This window comes from Neptunomonas sp., assembly GCF_016744175.1.
Taxonomy (GTDB): domain Bacteria; phylum Pseudomonadota; class Gammaproteobacteria; order Pseudomonadales; family Balneatricaceae; genus Neptunomonas.
Window position 1 is genome coordinate 50,042 of sequence record NZ_JADGEV010000002.1, and the last position, 14,994, is coordinate 65,035.

The 14,994-nt window shown below is 44.3% G+C and carries 14 protein-coding genes; 8 read left to right on the top strand and 6 right to left on the bottom strand.

What is annotated here, in order from left to right:
• Together QZZ55_RS01255 and QZZ55_RS01260 are read right to left on the bottom strand one after the other, a co-directional pair.
• Window positions 1–1,515 (bottom strand): hypothetical protein (locus QZZ55_RS01255; RefSeq protein WP_293264483.1); only part of this gene is annotated, 1,515 nt, incomplete at its 3' end.
• 346 nt (window positions 1,516–1,861) lie between these two features.
• On the bottom strand, window positions 1,862–2,755 hold the full coding sequence (locus QZZ55_RS01260) for a LysR family transcriptional regulator (protein ID WP_293264485.1): 894 nt from the start codon (window positions 2,753–2,755) through the stop codon (window positions 1,862–1,864).
• 93 nt (window positions 2,756–2,848) lie between these two features.
• Here QZZ55_RS01260 and QZZ55_RS01265 point away from each other — a divergent pair, with 93 nt between their 5' ends.
• From QZZ55_RS01265 to QZZ55_RS01290, 6 genes are all read left to right on the top strand, one after another.
• Window positions 2,849–4,291, top strand: a complete 1,443-nt coding sequence (locus tag QZZ55_RS01265; protein WP_293264487.1) for an aldehyde dehydrogenase family protein — start codon at window positions 2,849–2,851, stop codon at window positions 4,289–4,291.
• A gap of 13 nt (window positions 4,292–4,304) precedes the next feature.
• A complete protein-coding gene (locus QZZ55_RS01270) occupies window positions 4,305–5,315 on the top strand; it encodes a membrane dipeptidase (RefSeq protein ID WP_293264489.1) in 1,011 nt (336 codons plus the stop codon).
• Between the two features lie 80 nt (window positions 5,316–5,395).
• Window positions 5,396–6,958, top strand: coding sequence for a BCCT family transporter (locus QZZ55_RS01275; RefSeq protein WP_293264491.1), 1,563 nt, complete (start codon window positions 5,396–5,398; stop codon window positions 6,956–6,958).
• Between the two features lie 88 nt (window positions 6,959–7,046).
• Complete coding sequence (locus tag QZZ55_RS01280; protein ID WP_293264493.1) at window positions 7,047–7,424, top strand: RidA family protein; 378 nt, start codon at window positions 7,047–7,049, stop codon at window positions 7,422–7,424.
• Window positions 7,425–7,650: 226 nt separating this feature from the next.
• Window positions 7,651–8,901, top strand: a complete 1,251-nt coding sequence (locus tag QZZ55_RS01285) for an ATP-binding protein (RefSeq protein ID WP_293264495.1) — start codon at window positions 7,651–7,653, stop codon at window positions 8,899–8,901.
• Window positions 8,894–9,430 (top strand): response regulator transcription factor, encoded by a 537-nt coding sequence (locus QZZ55_RS01290; protein WP_293264497.1) that lies wholly within the window; start codon window positions 8,894–8,896, stop codon window positions 9,428–9,430. The genes QZZ55_RS01285 and QZZ55_RS01290 overlap by 8 nt, the downstream gene beginning before the upstream one ends.
• A gap of 16 nt (window positions 9,431–9,446) precedes the next feature.
• On the opposite strand, the gene QZZ55_RS01295 is transcribed toward QZZ55_RS01290, so the two are convergent.
• On the bottom strand, window positions 9,447–10,115 hold the full coding sequence (locus QZZ55_RS01295) for an energy-coupling factor ABC transporter permease (RefSeq protein WP_293264499.1): 669 nt from the start codon (window positions 10,113–10,115) through the stop codon (window positions 9,447–9,449).
• A 106-nt stretch (window positions 10,116–10,221) separates the two neighbouring features.
• Window positions 10,222–10,713, bottom strand: a complete 492-nt coding sequence (locus QZZ55_RS01300) for an Lrp/AsnC family transcriptional regulator (RefSeq protein ID WP_293264501.1) — start codon at window positions 10,711–10,713, stop codon at window positions 10,222–10,224.
• Between the two features lie 357 nt (window positions 10,714–11,070).
• Here QZZ55_RS01300 and leuA point away from each other — a divergent pair, with 357 nt between their 5' ends.
• Window positions 11,071–12,738 (top strand): 2-isopropylmalate synthase, encoded by a 1,668-nt coding sequence (leuA, locus tag QZZ55_RS01305; protein WP_293264503.1) that lies wholly within the window; start codon window positions 11,071–11,073, stop codon window positions 12,736–12,738.
• A 179-nt stretch (window positions 12,739–12,917) separates the two neighbouring features.
• A complete protein-coding gene (locus QZZ55_RS01310) occupies window positions 12,918–13,862 on the top strand; it encodes a diguanylate cyclase (protein WP_293264505.1) in 945 nt (314 codons plus the stop codon).
• Here the strand turns inward: QZZ55_RS01310 and rimI are convergent.
• Window positions 13,859–14,308 carry a ribosomal protein S18-alanine N-acetyltransferase gene (rimI, locus tag QZZ55_RS01315; protein ID WP_293264506.1) on the bottom strand — a complete coding sequence of 150 codons (450 nt, stop codon included), beginning with the start codon at window positions 14,306–14,308 and terminating at the stop codon, window positions 13,859–13,861. The two genes, QZZ55_RS01310 and rimI, sit on opposite strands and share 4 nt — an antisense overlap.
• Window positions 14,301–14,994 (bottom strand): hypothetical protein (locus QZZ55_RS01320; RefSeq protein ID WP_293264508.1); only part of this gene is annotated, 694 nt, incomplete at its 5' end. The genes rimI and QZZ55_RS01320, both read right to left, overlap by 8 nt.

The window sequence follows — 14,994 nt, forward strand, 5'->3', positions numbered from 1 at the left end:
CTGGATATCACCATAGACACATTTATTCATCGTCTGAATCCTGCGCACGATGCCCCGCAATTTCGGGTTTGCCACCATGAAACGAGCAGCCGTATGCTGCGGATAAGCGTCCACATACTCACAAAGCTGGTCATAGCATTTACGCACCGCATAACCTACACCCAGCGCCATCTGTTTTTTACGACCTTCTTCTAACTCAGTACCACCTAAACGTGGCTCCATTTTCTCTTCTGAGCGGTACCAGAATATTTCGCGAGCACCCTCTGCAGTAAAGTCGATCGCTAATGCCCAGTCGTAACGCTGCTCGATTACTTCTTTTAACTGCTGCACTGGCATTAGGGGATCAAGATCTAAGAACTCTTCCGCCGTATGATAATCTTCTAAGTCATCGACTAACTCAGGGTACATCTCTAACATCATGGAGATCAGCATTTCCTGCCCTTGCAAAGAGCATTGCTCCTCACTCCATTGCAATAACTCATTCCAGTTATTGAAAGAAACAGCCACTCGTTCTTTCAATGCTGCCATATCTTTAAGCACTTGCTGATTATTAGCGCTCTGCCACTCATCTTCCGTCACCGTTTCAACGGTATGAACACAACAGCGATCAATTAACTCATCCAACTGTTGATGAATATGAGCATCAACTCCTCCCAATACCCGAATGCGAGCCAACGCTAATTCACGCATTTCTACCCATTGATTAATCAATATCGGATGGTTTATGAGGTAAGGAGCCATGCCTAAACCCGTTGAATTCCCAATCCCGAAGAAGCGCTTAATTTCTGGCTGCATAGGCCCATAAGAAGCGGGAGATTGGTGTTTTGCAATATGTTCGGCTTGTAGCAAACTGAAATTACGCAGCATGAGGCAAACAAACATCTCAGCAGCAAATGGACGTGCGAAATCTGGGTAGCGGGTAGAGACTTTTTCCCAATCAGCCATGCCCAATTTGCCACTGCCATACACTGCAGTCGTACGGTACAAATAACCGACCTGCGCAATTTTAGCGACATCCGGCTGCTCACCTTTTGCCAGCTGATTAACAACATAGTCAAAATTACGAGCACTTCGATTCGCACGCGACAAAACAAACACACGCGAATCTACTCGACCCGCTTCCTGTTTAGGAACGTTTTGACGTAGTTTTTCAAGATAAATATCATCAACTTCACCATCGACTAATGCCATGGTGAGATCCCACTGTGTAGCAATAACACGGTCATTACGGTCTGCTGGGGCCAAGTAATCAGAAAACAAAACGAAACTAAATAGGCCGTGTGGCGCTTTTACTTCATATACCACAGTGCCGTAACCCTGCGCATCAAGCTCAAAACGTGCGGGTTCAATTTGCCAGCGTTCACGCATAATACGTCGAACTAACGTGCGCATAAAACTTAAACGGCTTTGATGCATCGCACCTAATCGATCCAGATTCATAACCTGGTTAATAGGCCGTAACGGTAGTGCGTTGTCACCCCGAAGGGCAGCGTTGATGGCTGCAGGCGTTGTCATTATTTTTATCCTCGTTTGTTTGCTCACATCTGCTTTTTAATATGCTGATATCAAACCAGCAACAGCCTAGATGTGTTCAAAACCATGATGCTTCTAACCCTCTGCTGGCTTTGTCTAGAATCATTATTGACAGAGGAAGCCCCCCCTTCAAGAAAATCCAATAGTGAAATTTTGCAACAAGGGCTACCCATCATCATTCAAATAACCAATACCACTCAAATCAAAAGGTTATATCGCCTGATAAGCAATACTTATCAAACAGCCATAAACCATTATTTTTCCTATGGCAGGGGCACTTCCTACGCAAGCAATTTTACATAAAATAATTATCCAACACTGATCTCAATCAATATTCACTCTGTTCAAGAATGAAATCAACAAGCGCCTGAGCAGGAGGTGTAAGAGATTTATTACTTAATTTAACAATGCCAATACGCCGTGTTACTTCAGGTGTTTCCAAGGGTATAAAACGCAATGTAGTACTTTCTTTAGGGAAGGCATACCAAGGCAACGTTGTCATACCAAACCCTGCTTCCAACATAGCAATGAGTGAAATCATATTTGAGATGTAAAACTGAGAGTGACCGAGTAATGGCTGCGCTTCAGTATCTTCTAGTAATCTGGAGGTACCGTTACTAATAAGGCGATGCTGTCTTAATTCTTTCCAGTGAATGCCCGTTTTTTCTGCCAGCGGATGGTCTTTTGGACACACCACACCAATACGATCTTCCCAAATAGGTGTGAACACCTTATCGCTATGATCCTGCTCGTGAAACAAATGGGTGATACCAAAATCCACTTGCTGATTTTCTACCATTTTCAAAACAGCATCCGAATTATCATCAAAGAAACTCACATGCAATGACGGAGAGTTTGAAACAAACTTCAGTAAGATTTCTGGTAACACGCGACTCGCAATAGAAGGAACTGAAGCTAATCTTAAATGCCCTGTCTTATGCTCTGACAGCAACATCATATCTTCAGCAATCCGATCATGATGCGCGATGAGTTCTTTTGCTTTGGGTAAAAAGTACTTCCCAAATGGCGTTAGCTCAGTCTTAGCCGTTTTTGCATTACGCTTTTCAAACAGTCCCTCACCTAATTTATTTTCAAGGTCACGAATAGACAATGAGATAGCAGGCTGAGTACGGTGCGCTTTCTCTGCAGCAGCATGAAACCCTTTTAATTCAGACACCCAAACAAAGTGCCGTAGCTGTGTCACTTTCAATTCCGGAAGCATGATAAGAAAACCTTATTGCTAGATATTATTTATTAATTTTTATTATTACAGCACAAGTTTTATGATCATTCCAACTACATTCGGGAGGTCAATATGTCTGATTCAGTATATAAAAATTACATCGCAGGTGAGTGGGTAGAAGGTAACAACAGCGTGGCTAATATCAGTCCTGCCGATACCAGCGACCTGATCGGTCATTATGCTCAAGCAGATAGAGCACAAACTGAAGCAGCCATAGCGGCAGCGGCTGTTGGCCAAGCCGAATGGGCTAAAAGCGGTTTAGAACAGCGCTACTCTGTTCTTATGGCTATTGGTGATGAGCTCATTGCTCGTAAAGATGAGCTGGGTGAATTACTAGCACGTGAAGAAGGAAAAACGCTTGCCGAAGGCGTTGGTGAAACTTACCGCTCAGGTCAGTTCTTCCATTACTACGCAGCTGAAGTCCTTCGTCAAATGGGTGAAACAGCTGAATCTGTTCGTCCAGGCGTTGAAATTGAAACACGTCGTGAGCCTGTAGGCGTGGTTGGTATTATCACTCCTTGGAACTTCCCAACAGCTACTGGTGCTTGGAAAATCGCACCAGCATTAGCCTTTGGGAACGCCGTTGTTTTCAAGCCGGCCAACCAAGTTCCAGCAAGTGCTTGGGCGCTAACAGAAATCATCTCTCGCCAAGGCTTACCAGCCGGCACACTCAACCTAGTGATGGGCCCAGGCTCTGAAGTAGGTGATGTAATGATCAACTCACGTGGTATCAACGCACTCACGTTCACGGGTTCTTTAGAAACCGGCCGTAAAGTTGCTGCAGCTACTGCGGTCAACCTTGTTAAGTGCCAATTAGAGATGGGCAGCAAAAACGCATTGGTCGTTTTAGATGATGCTGATCTTGATAACGCAGTGGAATGCGCTGTAGGCGGTGCTTACGGTGGTACCGGTCAAAAATGTACAGCCTCTTCACGACTAATCGTTACTGAAGGCATTCATGACCGCTTTGTTGAAGCTGTTATTGAGCGCATGAAAAAATTAGTTGTTGGTCACCCTCTAAAAGCAGGTGTTCACATTGGTGCTGTTGCTGATGCTCGCCAGATGGAACAAAACCTACGCTACTTAGAAACGGCTAAGACAGAAGGCGGCACCCTAGTATATGGCGGTGAAGTATTAAACGAAGAAACTGACGGCTACTACATGCAGCCAGCGCTATTCACCGACACTAGCAATGATATGACGATTAACCGCGAAGAGGCATTCGCGCCTATCGCATGTGTCATCAAAGTTAAAGATTATGCTGAAGCATTAGCCACGTTGAACGATACAAACTTTGGCTTAACTGGCGGCATCTGCACAACGTCTTTGAAATACGCAACAGACTTCAAGCGTAATGCTAAAACGGGTTGTGTCATGGTTAACTTGCCAACAGCAGGTACCGACTACCACGTACCATTCGGTGGACGTAAAGATTCAAGCTTTGGGCCACGCGAACAAGGCACTTACGCTAAAGAGTTTTACACCATTGTAAAAACGACTTACATCCGCGCCTAACAGGAGCAGATCAATGAATAGTGCACTGCATAACGATTTGATTGTGATTGACGGTCTGCAATATTCGAACTGGAACCGAAAAATTTTCGAACAGCTACACGAAGGTGGCGTAACGATGGTGCATGCCACCATCGTTTACCACGAACAAATTCGTGAAACACTGCTGCGCATTTCGGAATGGAACCGGCTTTTCGAGCAAAATAGCGACCTAATCATGCCAGTCAAAAGCGCGATGGATATCCGTCGCGCTAAAGACTTAGGCAAAGTAGGCATCATGTTTGGAGCGCAAAACTGCTCTCCAATTGAAGATGATATCGGCATGATTGAGGTGATGCGCGAGCTAAACCTCATGATCATGCAGCTCACGTATAACAACCAAAGCTTACTCGCTTGCGGTTGTTACGAAGCGAACGACAGCGGCGTCACTCGTTTTGGTCACCAAGCGATCAAAGAGATGAACCGTGTAGGCATGGTTATTGATATGAGCCATAGCGCTGAACGTAGCACACTGGAAGCGATAGAGATTTCAGAGCGCCCTATTGTAATCTCGCATGCAAACCCTACTAGCTTCCATGAAGCCAAACGCAATAAGTCCGATACCGTTCTTAAGGCGCTAGGCGAATCGGGAGGCTTACTGGGCTTCAGCCTATACCCTTTCCATCTAAAAAATGGACCGGACTGCACGCTAGATGAATTTTGCGACATGGTTGCCAGCACAGCTGACTTAATGGGCATTGATCATATCGGCATTGGTACTGACCTTTGCCAAGAACAACCGTTATCAATTCTAGAGTGGATGCGTAACGGTCGTTGGTCAAAAGATATGGATTATGGCGAAGGCTCTAAAGCAAATGCGAACTGGCCTCGCCCGCTTTCATGGTTCAAAGACAGCAGGGACTTCCCAAATATCACCAACGGATTGTTAGCACGTGGCTTTAGCCCTGAAGAAGTGGCCAAAGTCATGGGCCTAAATTGGCTCAACTTTCTCGATGATTCGTTAAAGCCATTAAAAGTAGGTGTTTAATAACGAGGGCCTTGAGCCATCGCTATTAAACAAATGACCTGATACACCAATAAATATAAGAGATCCATCAGGAGAATAATATGAGTAACGCAACTCAGGCTTCTCTGGCGACAAGCGCGCCAGATAACAGCCAAGGTAAATGGCTGGATGGCGTAGATATGCCAGTATTCCTTATCAGTGGTGGAGTCATAATACTGTTTGCAGTATTAGCACTCTATGATATCGAGATGATGTCAGGATGGGTAAACAGTGCATTTGCTACATCAACAAAATACTTTGGTGCCTATTGGCAGGTATTGCTTCTACTAACATTTGTCATAGGTATTTTCCTAACTATCGGGCGTACAGGCGCGGTTGTCCTTGGAGGGCTAAAAGCCCCTGAAATGCCGACTTTTCAGTGGATCTCCATCATCATGTGCACCCTGCTTGCCGGTGGTGGTGTATTTTGGGCAGCAGCAGAGCCAATGGCTCACTTTACCTCCCCTCCTCCTTTATTTGGCGGGGAAACGGGTACAGCGGAAGCAGCCTACAACGCATTAGCTCAAAGCTTTATGCACTGGGGCTTTCTTGCGTGGGCTATTCTTGGCAGCCTAACGGGTATTGTTTTCATGTACCTACACTATGAAAAAGGTCTACCACTCAAACCACGCACCTTACTGTATCCGGTATTTGGTGATCGTGTAATGAAAGGCCCTTTTGGCGCAATCGTTGACTCTTGCTGTGTACTCGCAGTAGTCGCAGGCACCGTCGGCCCTATCGGCTTTCTTGGCTTACAAGTAAGCTTCGGCTTAGAGAAACTCTTCGGTATTCCGAACACCTACACCACTCAGATCATGATCCTATTAGGACTCATTGCAATTTATACATTGTCTGCTGTAAGTGGTGTAACGCGCGGCATACAGATATTGAGCCGAGCCAATGTCATTCTTGCTGTCATTCTGATGGCATTTATCCTGATCTTTGGCCCAACTGCATTCATCATTGATAGCTACCTACATTCTTTCGGTATCTACCTAGATAAATTCATTCCGATGGCAACCTTTCGTGCAAGCCCTGGTTGGTTAGACTGGTGGACAGTCTTCTTTTGGGGTTGGTTCCTAGGCTATGGTCCATTAATGGCGATGTTTGTAGCACGCATCTCTCGTGGCCGTACCATTCGTCAGATGATTCTAATGATCTCTATCGTGGCACCGATTATCACTTGTTTCTGGTTCACCATTGTAGGCGGGAGTGGTTTAGCATTTGAGCTAGCAAACCCAGGCGTTATTTCCGAACCCTTTACTGGTTTCAACTTACCTGCAGCCTTGCTAGCCATTACTGAACAATTACCAATGGGCTTTATGATCTCTGTTTTGTTCTTGATTCTTACTACGATTTTTGTCGCCACAACGGGTGACTCAATGACCTATGCAGTGTCTATGGTAATGACAGGGACTGATCACCCGAAAAGTGCTGTACGAGTATTTTGGGGCATCATGATGGGTATAGTAGCTGCCCTACTGATCTCTATAGGCTCAGGTGGTATTTCAGCATTGCAGTCTTTCATTGTCGTTACCGCCGTACCTGTATCATTTGTGTTACTGCCATCCCTTTGGACAGCACCACAAATCGCTATAAAAATGGCGGATGAACAAGGGCTTTAATTCATAAGCATTAAACAAAGGAGCCTAGCCAAGGCTCCTTTTGTTTTTCAACACAATCTATTCACGTATTAATAAAGTGGTACCCACTATGAAAACACCTGTAAAAACAGATTTATTTGCCTCAGCTGCACCACTAGAGTGGGCCATTATTGCTAACAATCAATTCTATACCGCTCAAATCCCAATCGATGTTAACGGTAAAGTTGTTGAAGGTGGTATTGAAGCCCAAGCACGCCAAACAATGGACAATTTAAAGCACACCATTGAAGCCGCCAAGCTGACAATGGATGATGTGACACAAGTATTAATCTATGTCACTGCTCGTGAGCAACTACCTATTTTCAATAAGGTTTATGCCGAGTATTTTGCAGCGCCGTATCCAAACCGTGCAGCCATGATAGTAGCTGGGCTTGCCCGCGAAGAAATGCTGTGTGAAGTTGTTGTCTATGCTGCCGTTCCACAGTAAGCACACAGCTTAGCGCTCCACAGCTAGATTCGTAATTATCAGGCTCTCTACTGTTTAATTACTTCGCAAACCACAACCTTTAATAAAAGGGTTGTGGTTTAGCACTCCGATTATTTTCAACGTCTAACAAACCGTAAACACCTCCAATAACCGCGACAATTTGTCTCAATCTGCAATACAACATTTTTCAGTTATAATTCGCCCTAATCTTATTTTGGAGCAGGACGTGGCAGGCAACCATCAACAACTATTACAACTGACGTACATTCGTTTTGTCATTCTGTTCTGTCAGAGTTGTACGGTTGCATTTGCACTCATTTACTTACAAGCCGATCTCAATCCTTGGGCGGCAGGCTCAGCATTGCTTCTCTTAGGGTTATTAAACTTGGTAACCTATGCACGACTTCACGTCTCTTGGCCCGTCACTCAACCCGAATTTTTTACTCAACTGCTCGCTGACGCAATTATTTACGGCTTTATACTTTACCAATCAGGTGGAGGCTCCAACCCCTTTATTTTCATGTTACTGATCCCCCTCATCATCACAGTTACGACACTTAGCAACCGCTATATTTTGATGATGGCCATCACAGTCACGGCTATTTATGGTTTCTTATTAGTTTATTACGTCCCTGTTGTCACCGCTTCATCCGAGCATCTACATTCGTTAATGTCGCTTTTCAATTTCCACATGCTGGGGATGTGGTTAAACTTTATTCTGACCGTTATTGTTATTACTTACTTTATTGTACGCATCAATAGAGCGTTACAACGCCAGCAACAAAGCCTCATTGAAGAACGAGAAGCCAAAGTACATCACCAGCAAATACTTGCATTAGGCACCATGGCAGCAGGTACAGCACACGAACTTGGCACTCCCCTCAGCACCATGAGCGTTATTTTGCATGAGATGCAAACCGATACATCACTCTCTGATGAGCACAAAGAAGATATCGATATTCTGCAACAGCAAGTTCAGACATGTGCCGACAAACTGCAGCATATGGCACGATCCGTAGCCGAAGAAAAAGACAGCGAAAAAACATCGCTGGCAACTGAGCTTCTTTCTGAAATCATAGAACAGTGGAACATCACCCGACCAGAAGTGACTTACAGCGTTACTATTCAAGAAGACCTACCGCCTGATTTACGCAACACCACTGCATTGCGACAAGCTATTTTGAATCTATTAAATAACGCGGCTGATGCTTGCCCTGAGAATATTGAAATATCGTTGAGCTGGGACTTAGGTGCGATTTGGTTAACCATAAGAGACTATGGCGCGGGGCTATCCGCAGAACAGGCAAACACCTTAGGGAAACCTTTCATCTCCACCAAAGGAAAAGGGCTCGGCATTGGTTTATTTCTCACCTCGACAACACTTGCCCACTATGACGGCGACGTTAAGCTCTATGCAGCCCAAGGCAAAGGTACAATAACTGAAGTCCGTTTATCTAGGAGAAGCGTTCATGGCTGAACAACAAAAGTTTTTAATAATTGATGATGACACCACGTTTACCCGTGTATTGGCTCGTGCCATCACTAAACGCGATTTTAATGTGAAAGTAGCCAGTAGCGCAGAAGAAGCACTTGAAACAATCAAGTGCTGGGTACCTGACCTTGTTTCACTGGACCTCAAAATGGACGGAGCGTCTGGCCTCACCGTTATTCAGCCCTTAAAAGCCACGAACCCTGCTGTGCGCATCGTTGTATTAACAGGCTATGCAAGCATTACTACCGCCGTTGAAGCCATCAAATTAGGCGCGACACAGTATCTGCCAAAACCAGTCAATGCAGACGATATCCTACTCGCTCTTGAACAAAGCGATGCCGATGAAGAAGTTGATATCGCCAACCAACCCATGTCAGTTAACCGGCTAGAATGGGAACATATTCAAAAAGTATTGAATGAGCATGATGGCAATGTATCAGCCACAGCGCGGGCGCTAGATATGCACCGCCGAACGCTACAAAGAAAACTGGCTAAACACCCTGTCAGGCAATAAGCGAGGCTACATACACTTATTGCTCATCTATATACACTCGAGCATTAAATGTTCTGATCCAGTCGGGATAAAACACCATTATTCCTGTCATCAAAATACCGTTCATTAAGCCCTCAGGAAACATAATGAGAGGCAAGTAATCAATGTATTCGTGTTGAATTTTACTCCATGGATAAACGCCATCAAGCCACAGTATCGTCGACACTGCCACACCCGAAACAGCAACCACCACACCCGCGCCGATAAAGCCGCATAAGAACAGGTAGATAAAAAAATTCTTTGGTAACTTCTTATCCACAAATCTATGAATCCAATACGTTAATAGTGCCGGTATCAGTACTAAACATATCCCATTGACCGCGAAGCCCTCCCAGCTTTCTTTCCCTAGCAACGTCATCCCTAACAATACTAATGATCCAGAGAGAATCGCCAAATCCCACCCTAAAATAAGCGTTAACGCTGTGATTCCTAGAAAATGAATACTTAACCCAGGCGATATACCAGCGCGCATACTCCACATGAGTAGTAATAATACTGTCGCACCACAAAATAGATGCTGTAACCCTCTGTTATTTACAATGACTTTCCATGGACTACGCCAAACGGCAAACAAAAGCGCACACAAGTAGAGAATATCGGCAATCCACAACCACGAACCTGAAAGAAGGTTATCTGTAATATTCATATCAATAGTCATTAGTTAAGAGAGTACTTATATTGAGTAAGTCTACGCTTTTATAAGTAATTTAGAATGCCTAAAAAGTAATCCGTCCGTAAAGTACTATGAGGATTTACCTATGATTAGAGATGTAATGTAGTGGTACTGCTGTTGTATCAATTACCTTGCGCATAATAAAAGCAGATTTAACTCCAGTAACACCTTTAATCCGGGTAATTTTACCTAATAAAATATCGTGATAGCTATCCATGTCTGCAACAGCGACTTTCAGCTGATAATCGGCATCGTGTCCTGTAATTAAATAACACTCCATCACTTCTGGTATTAAACCGATCTCTTTTTCGAATGTTTCAAATCTTTCAGGAATATGCTTATCCATACTGATATGCAGTAATGCAATAAGATTAAGCCCAACGCTACGCTCACTCACACGAATAACACGGCTAGCTATAACACCAGAATCTTCTAACTGCTTTACTCGACGCGAGCAAGGTGCCGCCGTTAGCCCAATTCGTTCTGCTAACTCTTGATTAGATAACGAACCATCACGCTGAAGTTCACGCAATATTGTTATATCAAAACGGTCCAACTCAACACCTATCATCCGAAAACCTCACATCAGCGCAATAAAAATAGCAAAATATTGCAGTATATTTACATAAGTTTGCGCAAATAAAAACTATCTAGCAACATTAGCAAGGTAATTGCGCACGAACCTACGTAAACTTTGTTTCATTGAATAACAAACCGGCATCTACCCGACATCCGGTGAGAAAATAACCAAAAGTTATATACCTCATTTGTTTTTCAAATGCTTATCCAGCAACTCTTTGCCCCACAAGAGCAACAGATATTCAGCAAGCCCTGCCGCAATCTAATAGCGAATCAGGGCTTTGCCAGCAACTATTTTATTGACCAATAAGTCTACTCATTACGCCTCACCACACTTAGGGAACTCGTTATGTTTGATCATCGCAAATACCGTCCTTTTACTCCGGTCCGCCTATCTGACCGTACGTGGCCTGATAAACAGATCACGACAGCGCCTAACTGGTGCAGTGTAGACCTTAGGGACGGAAACCAAGCGCTGATCAACCCAATGAATGTTGAACAAAAAACACGCATGTTCACTTTATTGGTTAAATTAGGTTTCAAAGAAATTGAAGTGGGGTTCCCTTCTGCCTCACAACCTGACTTTGATTTTGTTCGTAAGTTAATTGAAGAAAATTTAATTCCAGATGATGTATGTATTCAAGTTTTAACACAGGCTCGTGAAGAGTTAATCAGCCGCTCCTACGAAGCACTTAAAGGCGCTAAGCAAGCCATCGTGCATGTGTATAACTCAACATCAACGGTACAACGAGAGCAAGTTTTTGGCTTAGATAAAGAGGGTATAAAAGCAATTGCCGTTCAAGGAGCCAAGTGGGTTCGAGAATACGCAGCACAATACCCACAAACTACCTGGAGCTTCCAATACTCACCTGAGAGCTTTACCGGTACCGAAATGGAATACGCGGTAGAGGTTTGTGACGCCGTTGTAGAAGTGTGGGCACAGGACAAAGGGCGCGGCATGATTATTAACTTACCAGCGACCGTTGAAGTATCAACACCCAATGTTTTTGCCGACCAAATCGAATGGTTTTGCCGCAACATGAAGCAACGTGACCTTGTACAGATTAGCTTGCACACACATAACGACCGAGGTTGTGGTGTAGCAGCTGCCGAGTTAGGCGTTATGGCTGGGGCAGACCGTATCGAAGGTACATTAATCGGCAATGGCGAGCGTACCGGCAATATGGATATTGTAACGATGGGCATGAACCTATACTCACAAGGTGTCGACCCTATGTTAGATTTCTCCGACATTAAAGAGATTATCAGTGTTGTTGAATACTGTACTGAGCTACCCGTTGCCGCACGCCATCCGTGGGCAGGTGAGCTCGTTTACACCGCATTTTCGGGTAGCCATCAAGATGCTATACGTAAATCTATTAACTACCACGAAGAGCACAGCTTACCTTTTTGGGAAGTCGCCTACTTGCCTATCGATCCAAGAGATATTGGTCGAGAATACGAAGCGGTTGTACGGATTAACAGCCAAAGTGGTAAAGGTGGTGTCGCTTTGGTGCTGGAGCGTGATTACGGGATCACCTTGCCAAAATGGATGCATGGAGAACTAAGCAAAGTAGTACAACATGCAACTGAAGCCTCAGGTGAAGAAATATCGTCTGACACCATTAAATCGCTTTTTGACCAACATTTTACCGCCAACTCCGAGAAATGGTTGTTAAACGGTTACGAACTACACACAGAAGATGGGCAGGTCAGTGCTCAGTTTGATGTAAACCACGGCAGAAATATTTTCACGGGTAAAGGCACGGGAGCGGTTGATGCTTTGTGTAATGCATTAGCTTTACAATACCAGGCAGACATCGAGATTTCGCAATTTGATGAGCACTCAATGGCACACGGCAGTACTGCACAAGCACAAGCCAGTGTTGCATTAACCATCAATGGGGATGCCTATTCAGCAGTAGCCATAGCAGAAGATACATCAGGGGCAGCTCTTCAAGCCGTATTGACTGCGTTTTCTAAAAGTGATTTTCATGAGATGAAAGGCGCCGCTTAAAGCGCCTTTTCATGAACCTCTACTCTCAAGCCTGACTCTTTCAAGGAAATAAAAAGCCAACCGAAATAATAATGGTTTTCTTTAATTTGTTTGCTATACCTTAATAGGTGTATTGAATTAAATACATGGATTTTTAGAATGACCTAAGGATCCATATAGTGACAAATAGGCTTTACTGCATGCAGATACTCGTTGTTGATGACAACAGATTGATACGCGAAATGGTCAGTGCAATCATTACCCATGAAGGCTACACACCGTTTTCAGCTTCTGGGGCAGAAGAGGCCCACACAGTACTTAATAACACCGCTATTGATCTCATTCTGATGGATGTAGAGATGCCAAACGTCAATGGATTTGAATTAACACGCCAAATCCGTACCCGCTTAAAAGAGCAGTGGCTTCCTATTATTTTTCTTACCGGGCAAACAAACGACCAGCATTTAGCCGAAGGCATCGATGCCGGCGGCGATGATTATCTAACTAAACCCGTTAATAGTGTCATCCTCAGTGCCAAAATCCGTGCAATGTCACGCATTGCCCAAATGAAAGCGGCTCTGGATGAAGCAAACCAGCAACTATTAAAACTCACACACGTTGATTCTTTAACAGAAGCAATCAACAGACGAGGTATGGACGAAGCTCTTGATCGAGCATGGAGAGTGGCGCAGCGTGAAAAAACCGAGCTATCAATCGTCTTATTAGATATCGACCACTTCAAACCTTATAACGATAATTATGGCCACCCTCAAGGCGATGAGTGTTTAAAATCATTTAGTAAAATACTGCAAGGTCAGCTTTTTAGACCCGCAGACCTATTAGCGCGCTATGGCGGTGAAGAGTTTATGATTATCTTGCCAAACACGCCCGTTGAAGGCGCAAAGATGCTCGCCGATAGAATAATAATAGCGTTAGCCGACAATAACATCCCACACGAGTTTTCTTCCACGTGCGCACATGTCACCGCAAGTTTAGGGATAACCTCTACTCGGTTTGGGGCAAAAAATGCCGCATCGCTTATTGAGCAAACAGACAAAGCACTCTATGTCGCAAAGCACTCGGGGCGTAATCAACACATCTGTTTTGCTGATATGCTGACAGACAGCACAGCTCACTTAGTCTAGATAATGTGATAGCTGTATAACAAAGCATCTTCACGCCCTTGTGGCGAAGAATAATAGCCCTTTCGACGGCCATCAAGCACAAAGCCAAATGACTCATACAGCCTAACCGCTGCTATATTAGTTTCCCTAACGTCGAGCATCAAGCGCACAACTCCCAACGTTTTCAGCTTCTTCTCTAACGCATGTAATAAGCCGGTGGCCATGCCACATCCCTGAACTTCAGGCAAAATTGCTATTTGGTATAGCTCAGCTTCATCTAGTACATAGCTAACAAATGCAAACCCAACTAACCCTTTTGACGATATGACTCCAAGATTTAAGCCGCGCGGATTGACCAACTGATTATTAACTTGCTGCTCGCTCCAAAAGTCTTCAACAAAGAGTCGTTTCTCCATAGGCGTAATCAAAGGGATACTCTCTTCGTCAAGAAGATGAAACTCAAGCATCAAGAGGTAAGATTTTTTGAAGGTCGTTCCAGACTTCTTTTTTACATTCTGGAATTTGCATCATTTGTGTAAGACTGAGAGAGCTCAGTGCTTTAATCTGGCTAGTATAATTAAATACAACCGCTCGTAACTCATCCAAGCTTTCAGAACGCTGCATTGACATCTGTGCTGCTGGTTCACCTAAAAGCAATACTAGCCGTGGTTTACTCAGTTGTAATAGCTTCTGTATTTTATGGTTCACCGCTAAAGAAGCTTCAGACCGTCCTTGATCCAGAGAGATTCCCGCCAGCATAGGCCAAGCTAACACATAAGGCGTTGCTAACAGCTCAGCACTTAACCCCATAGCCGTAATCATATTCGCACATAAGGCCTGATACTTACCCTGAGGTATTCCACCTCGACTAAGCAAAGGTAGGCTATCAATCACTAACACGTCTTTATACAGCCAAAACCCTAAACGAAAGCGCGGGGCCTTCTCTTTGCTAACTCGAGGCTCTATGACCAGTTGAGGCATATCAGCAGACGTTGGCGTAACATCCACCGAAGCAGAGGCGGTACTATTATTGGCTATTGGTGCTATTGAGTCATTATTTGAAATAACAGGATGTTTCGAGGGGGCAGGCGACAAATGAAGCGACTCTGCCGTAACGGGTGCCATCTGTGGTTTACGCTGTCCAGCAGGGCTT

Bases quoted from the DNA above. Each gene is read 5' to 3' on its own strand.
- QZZ55_RS01260 (WP_293264485.1), bottom strand. From the start codon at position 2,755: ATGCTTCCGGAATTGAAAGTGACACAGCTACGGCACTTTGTTTGGGTG.
- QZZ55_RS01265 (WP_293264487.1), top strand. From the start codon at position 2,849: ATGTCTGATTCAGTATATAAAAATTACATCGCAGGTGAGTGGGTAGAA.
- QZZ55_RS01270 (WP_293264489.1), top strand. From the start codon at position 4,305: ATGAATAGTGCACTGCATAACGATTTGATTGTGATTGACGGTCTGCAA.
- QZZ55_RS01275 (WP_293264491.1), top strand. From the start codon at position 5,396: ATGAGTAACGCAACTCAGGCTTCTCTGGCGACAAGCGCGCCAGATAAC.
- QZZ55_RS01280 (WP_293264493.1), top strand. From the start codon at position 7,047: ATGAAAACACCTGTAAAAACAGATTTATTTGCCTCAGCTGCACCACTA.
- QZZ55_RS01290 (WP_293264497.1), top strand. From the start codon at position 8,894: ATGGCTGAACAACAAAAGTTTTTAATAATTGATGATGACACCACGTTT.
- QZZ55_RS01295 (WP_293264499.1), bottom strand. From the start codon at position 10,115: ATGAATATTACAGATAACCTTCTTTCAGGTTCGTGGTTGTGGATTGCC.
- QZZ55_RS01300 (WP_293264501.1), bottom strand. From the start codon at position 10,713: ATGATAGGTGTTGAGTTGGACCGTTTTGATATAACAATATTGCGTGAA.
- leuA (WP_293264503.1), top strand. From the start codon at position 11,071: ATGTTTGATCATCGCAAATACCGTCCTTTTACTCCGGTCCGCCTATCT.
- QZZ55_RS01310 (WP_293264505.1), top strand. From the start codon at position 12,918: ATGCAGATACTCGTTGTTGATGACAACAGATTGATACGCGAAATGGTC.
- rimI (WP_293264506.1), bottom strand. From the start codon at position 14,308: ATGCTTGAGTTTCATCTTCTTGACGAAGAGAGTATCCCTTTGATTACG.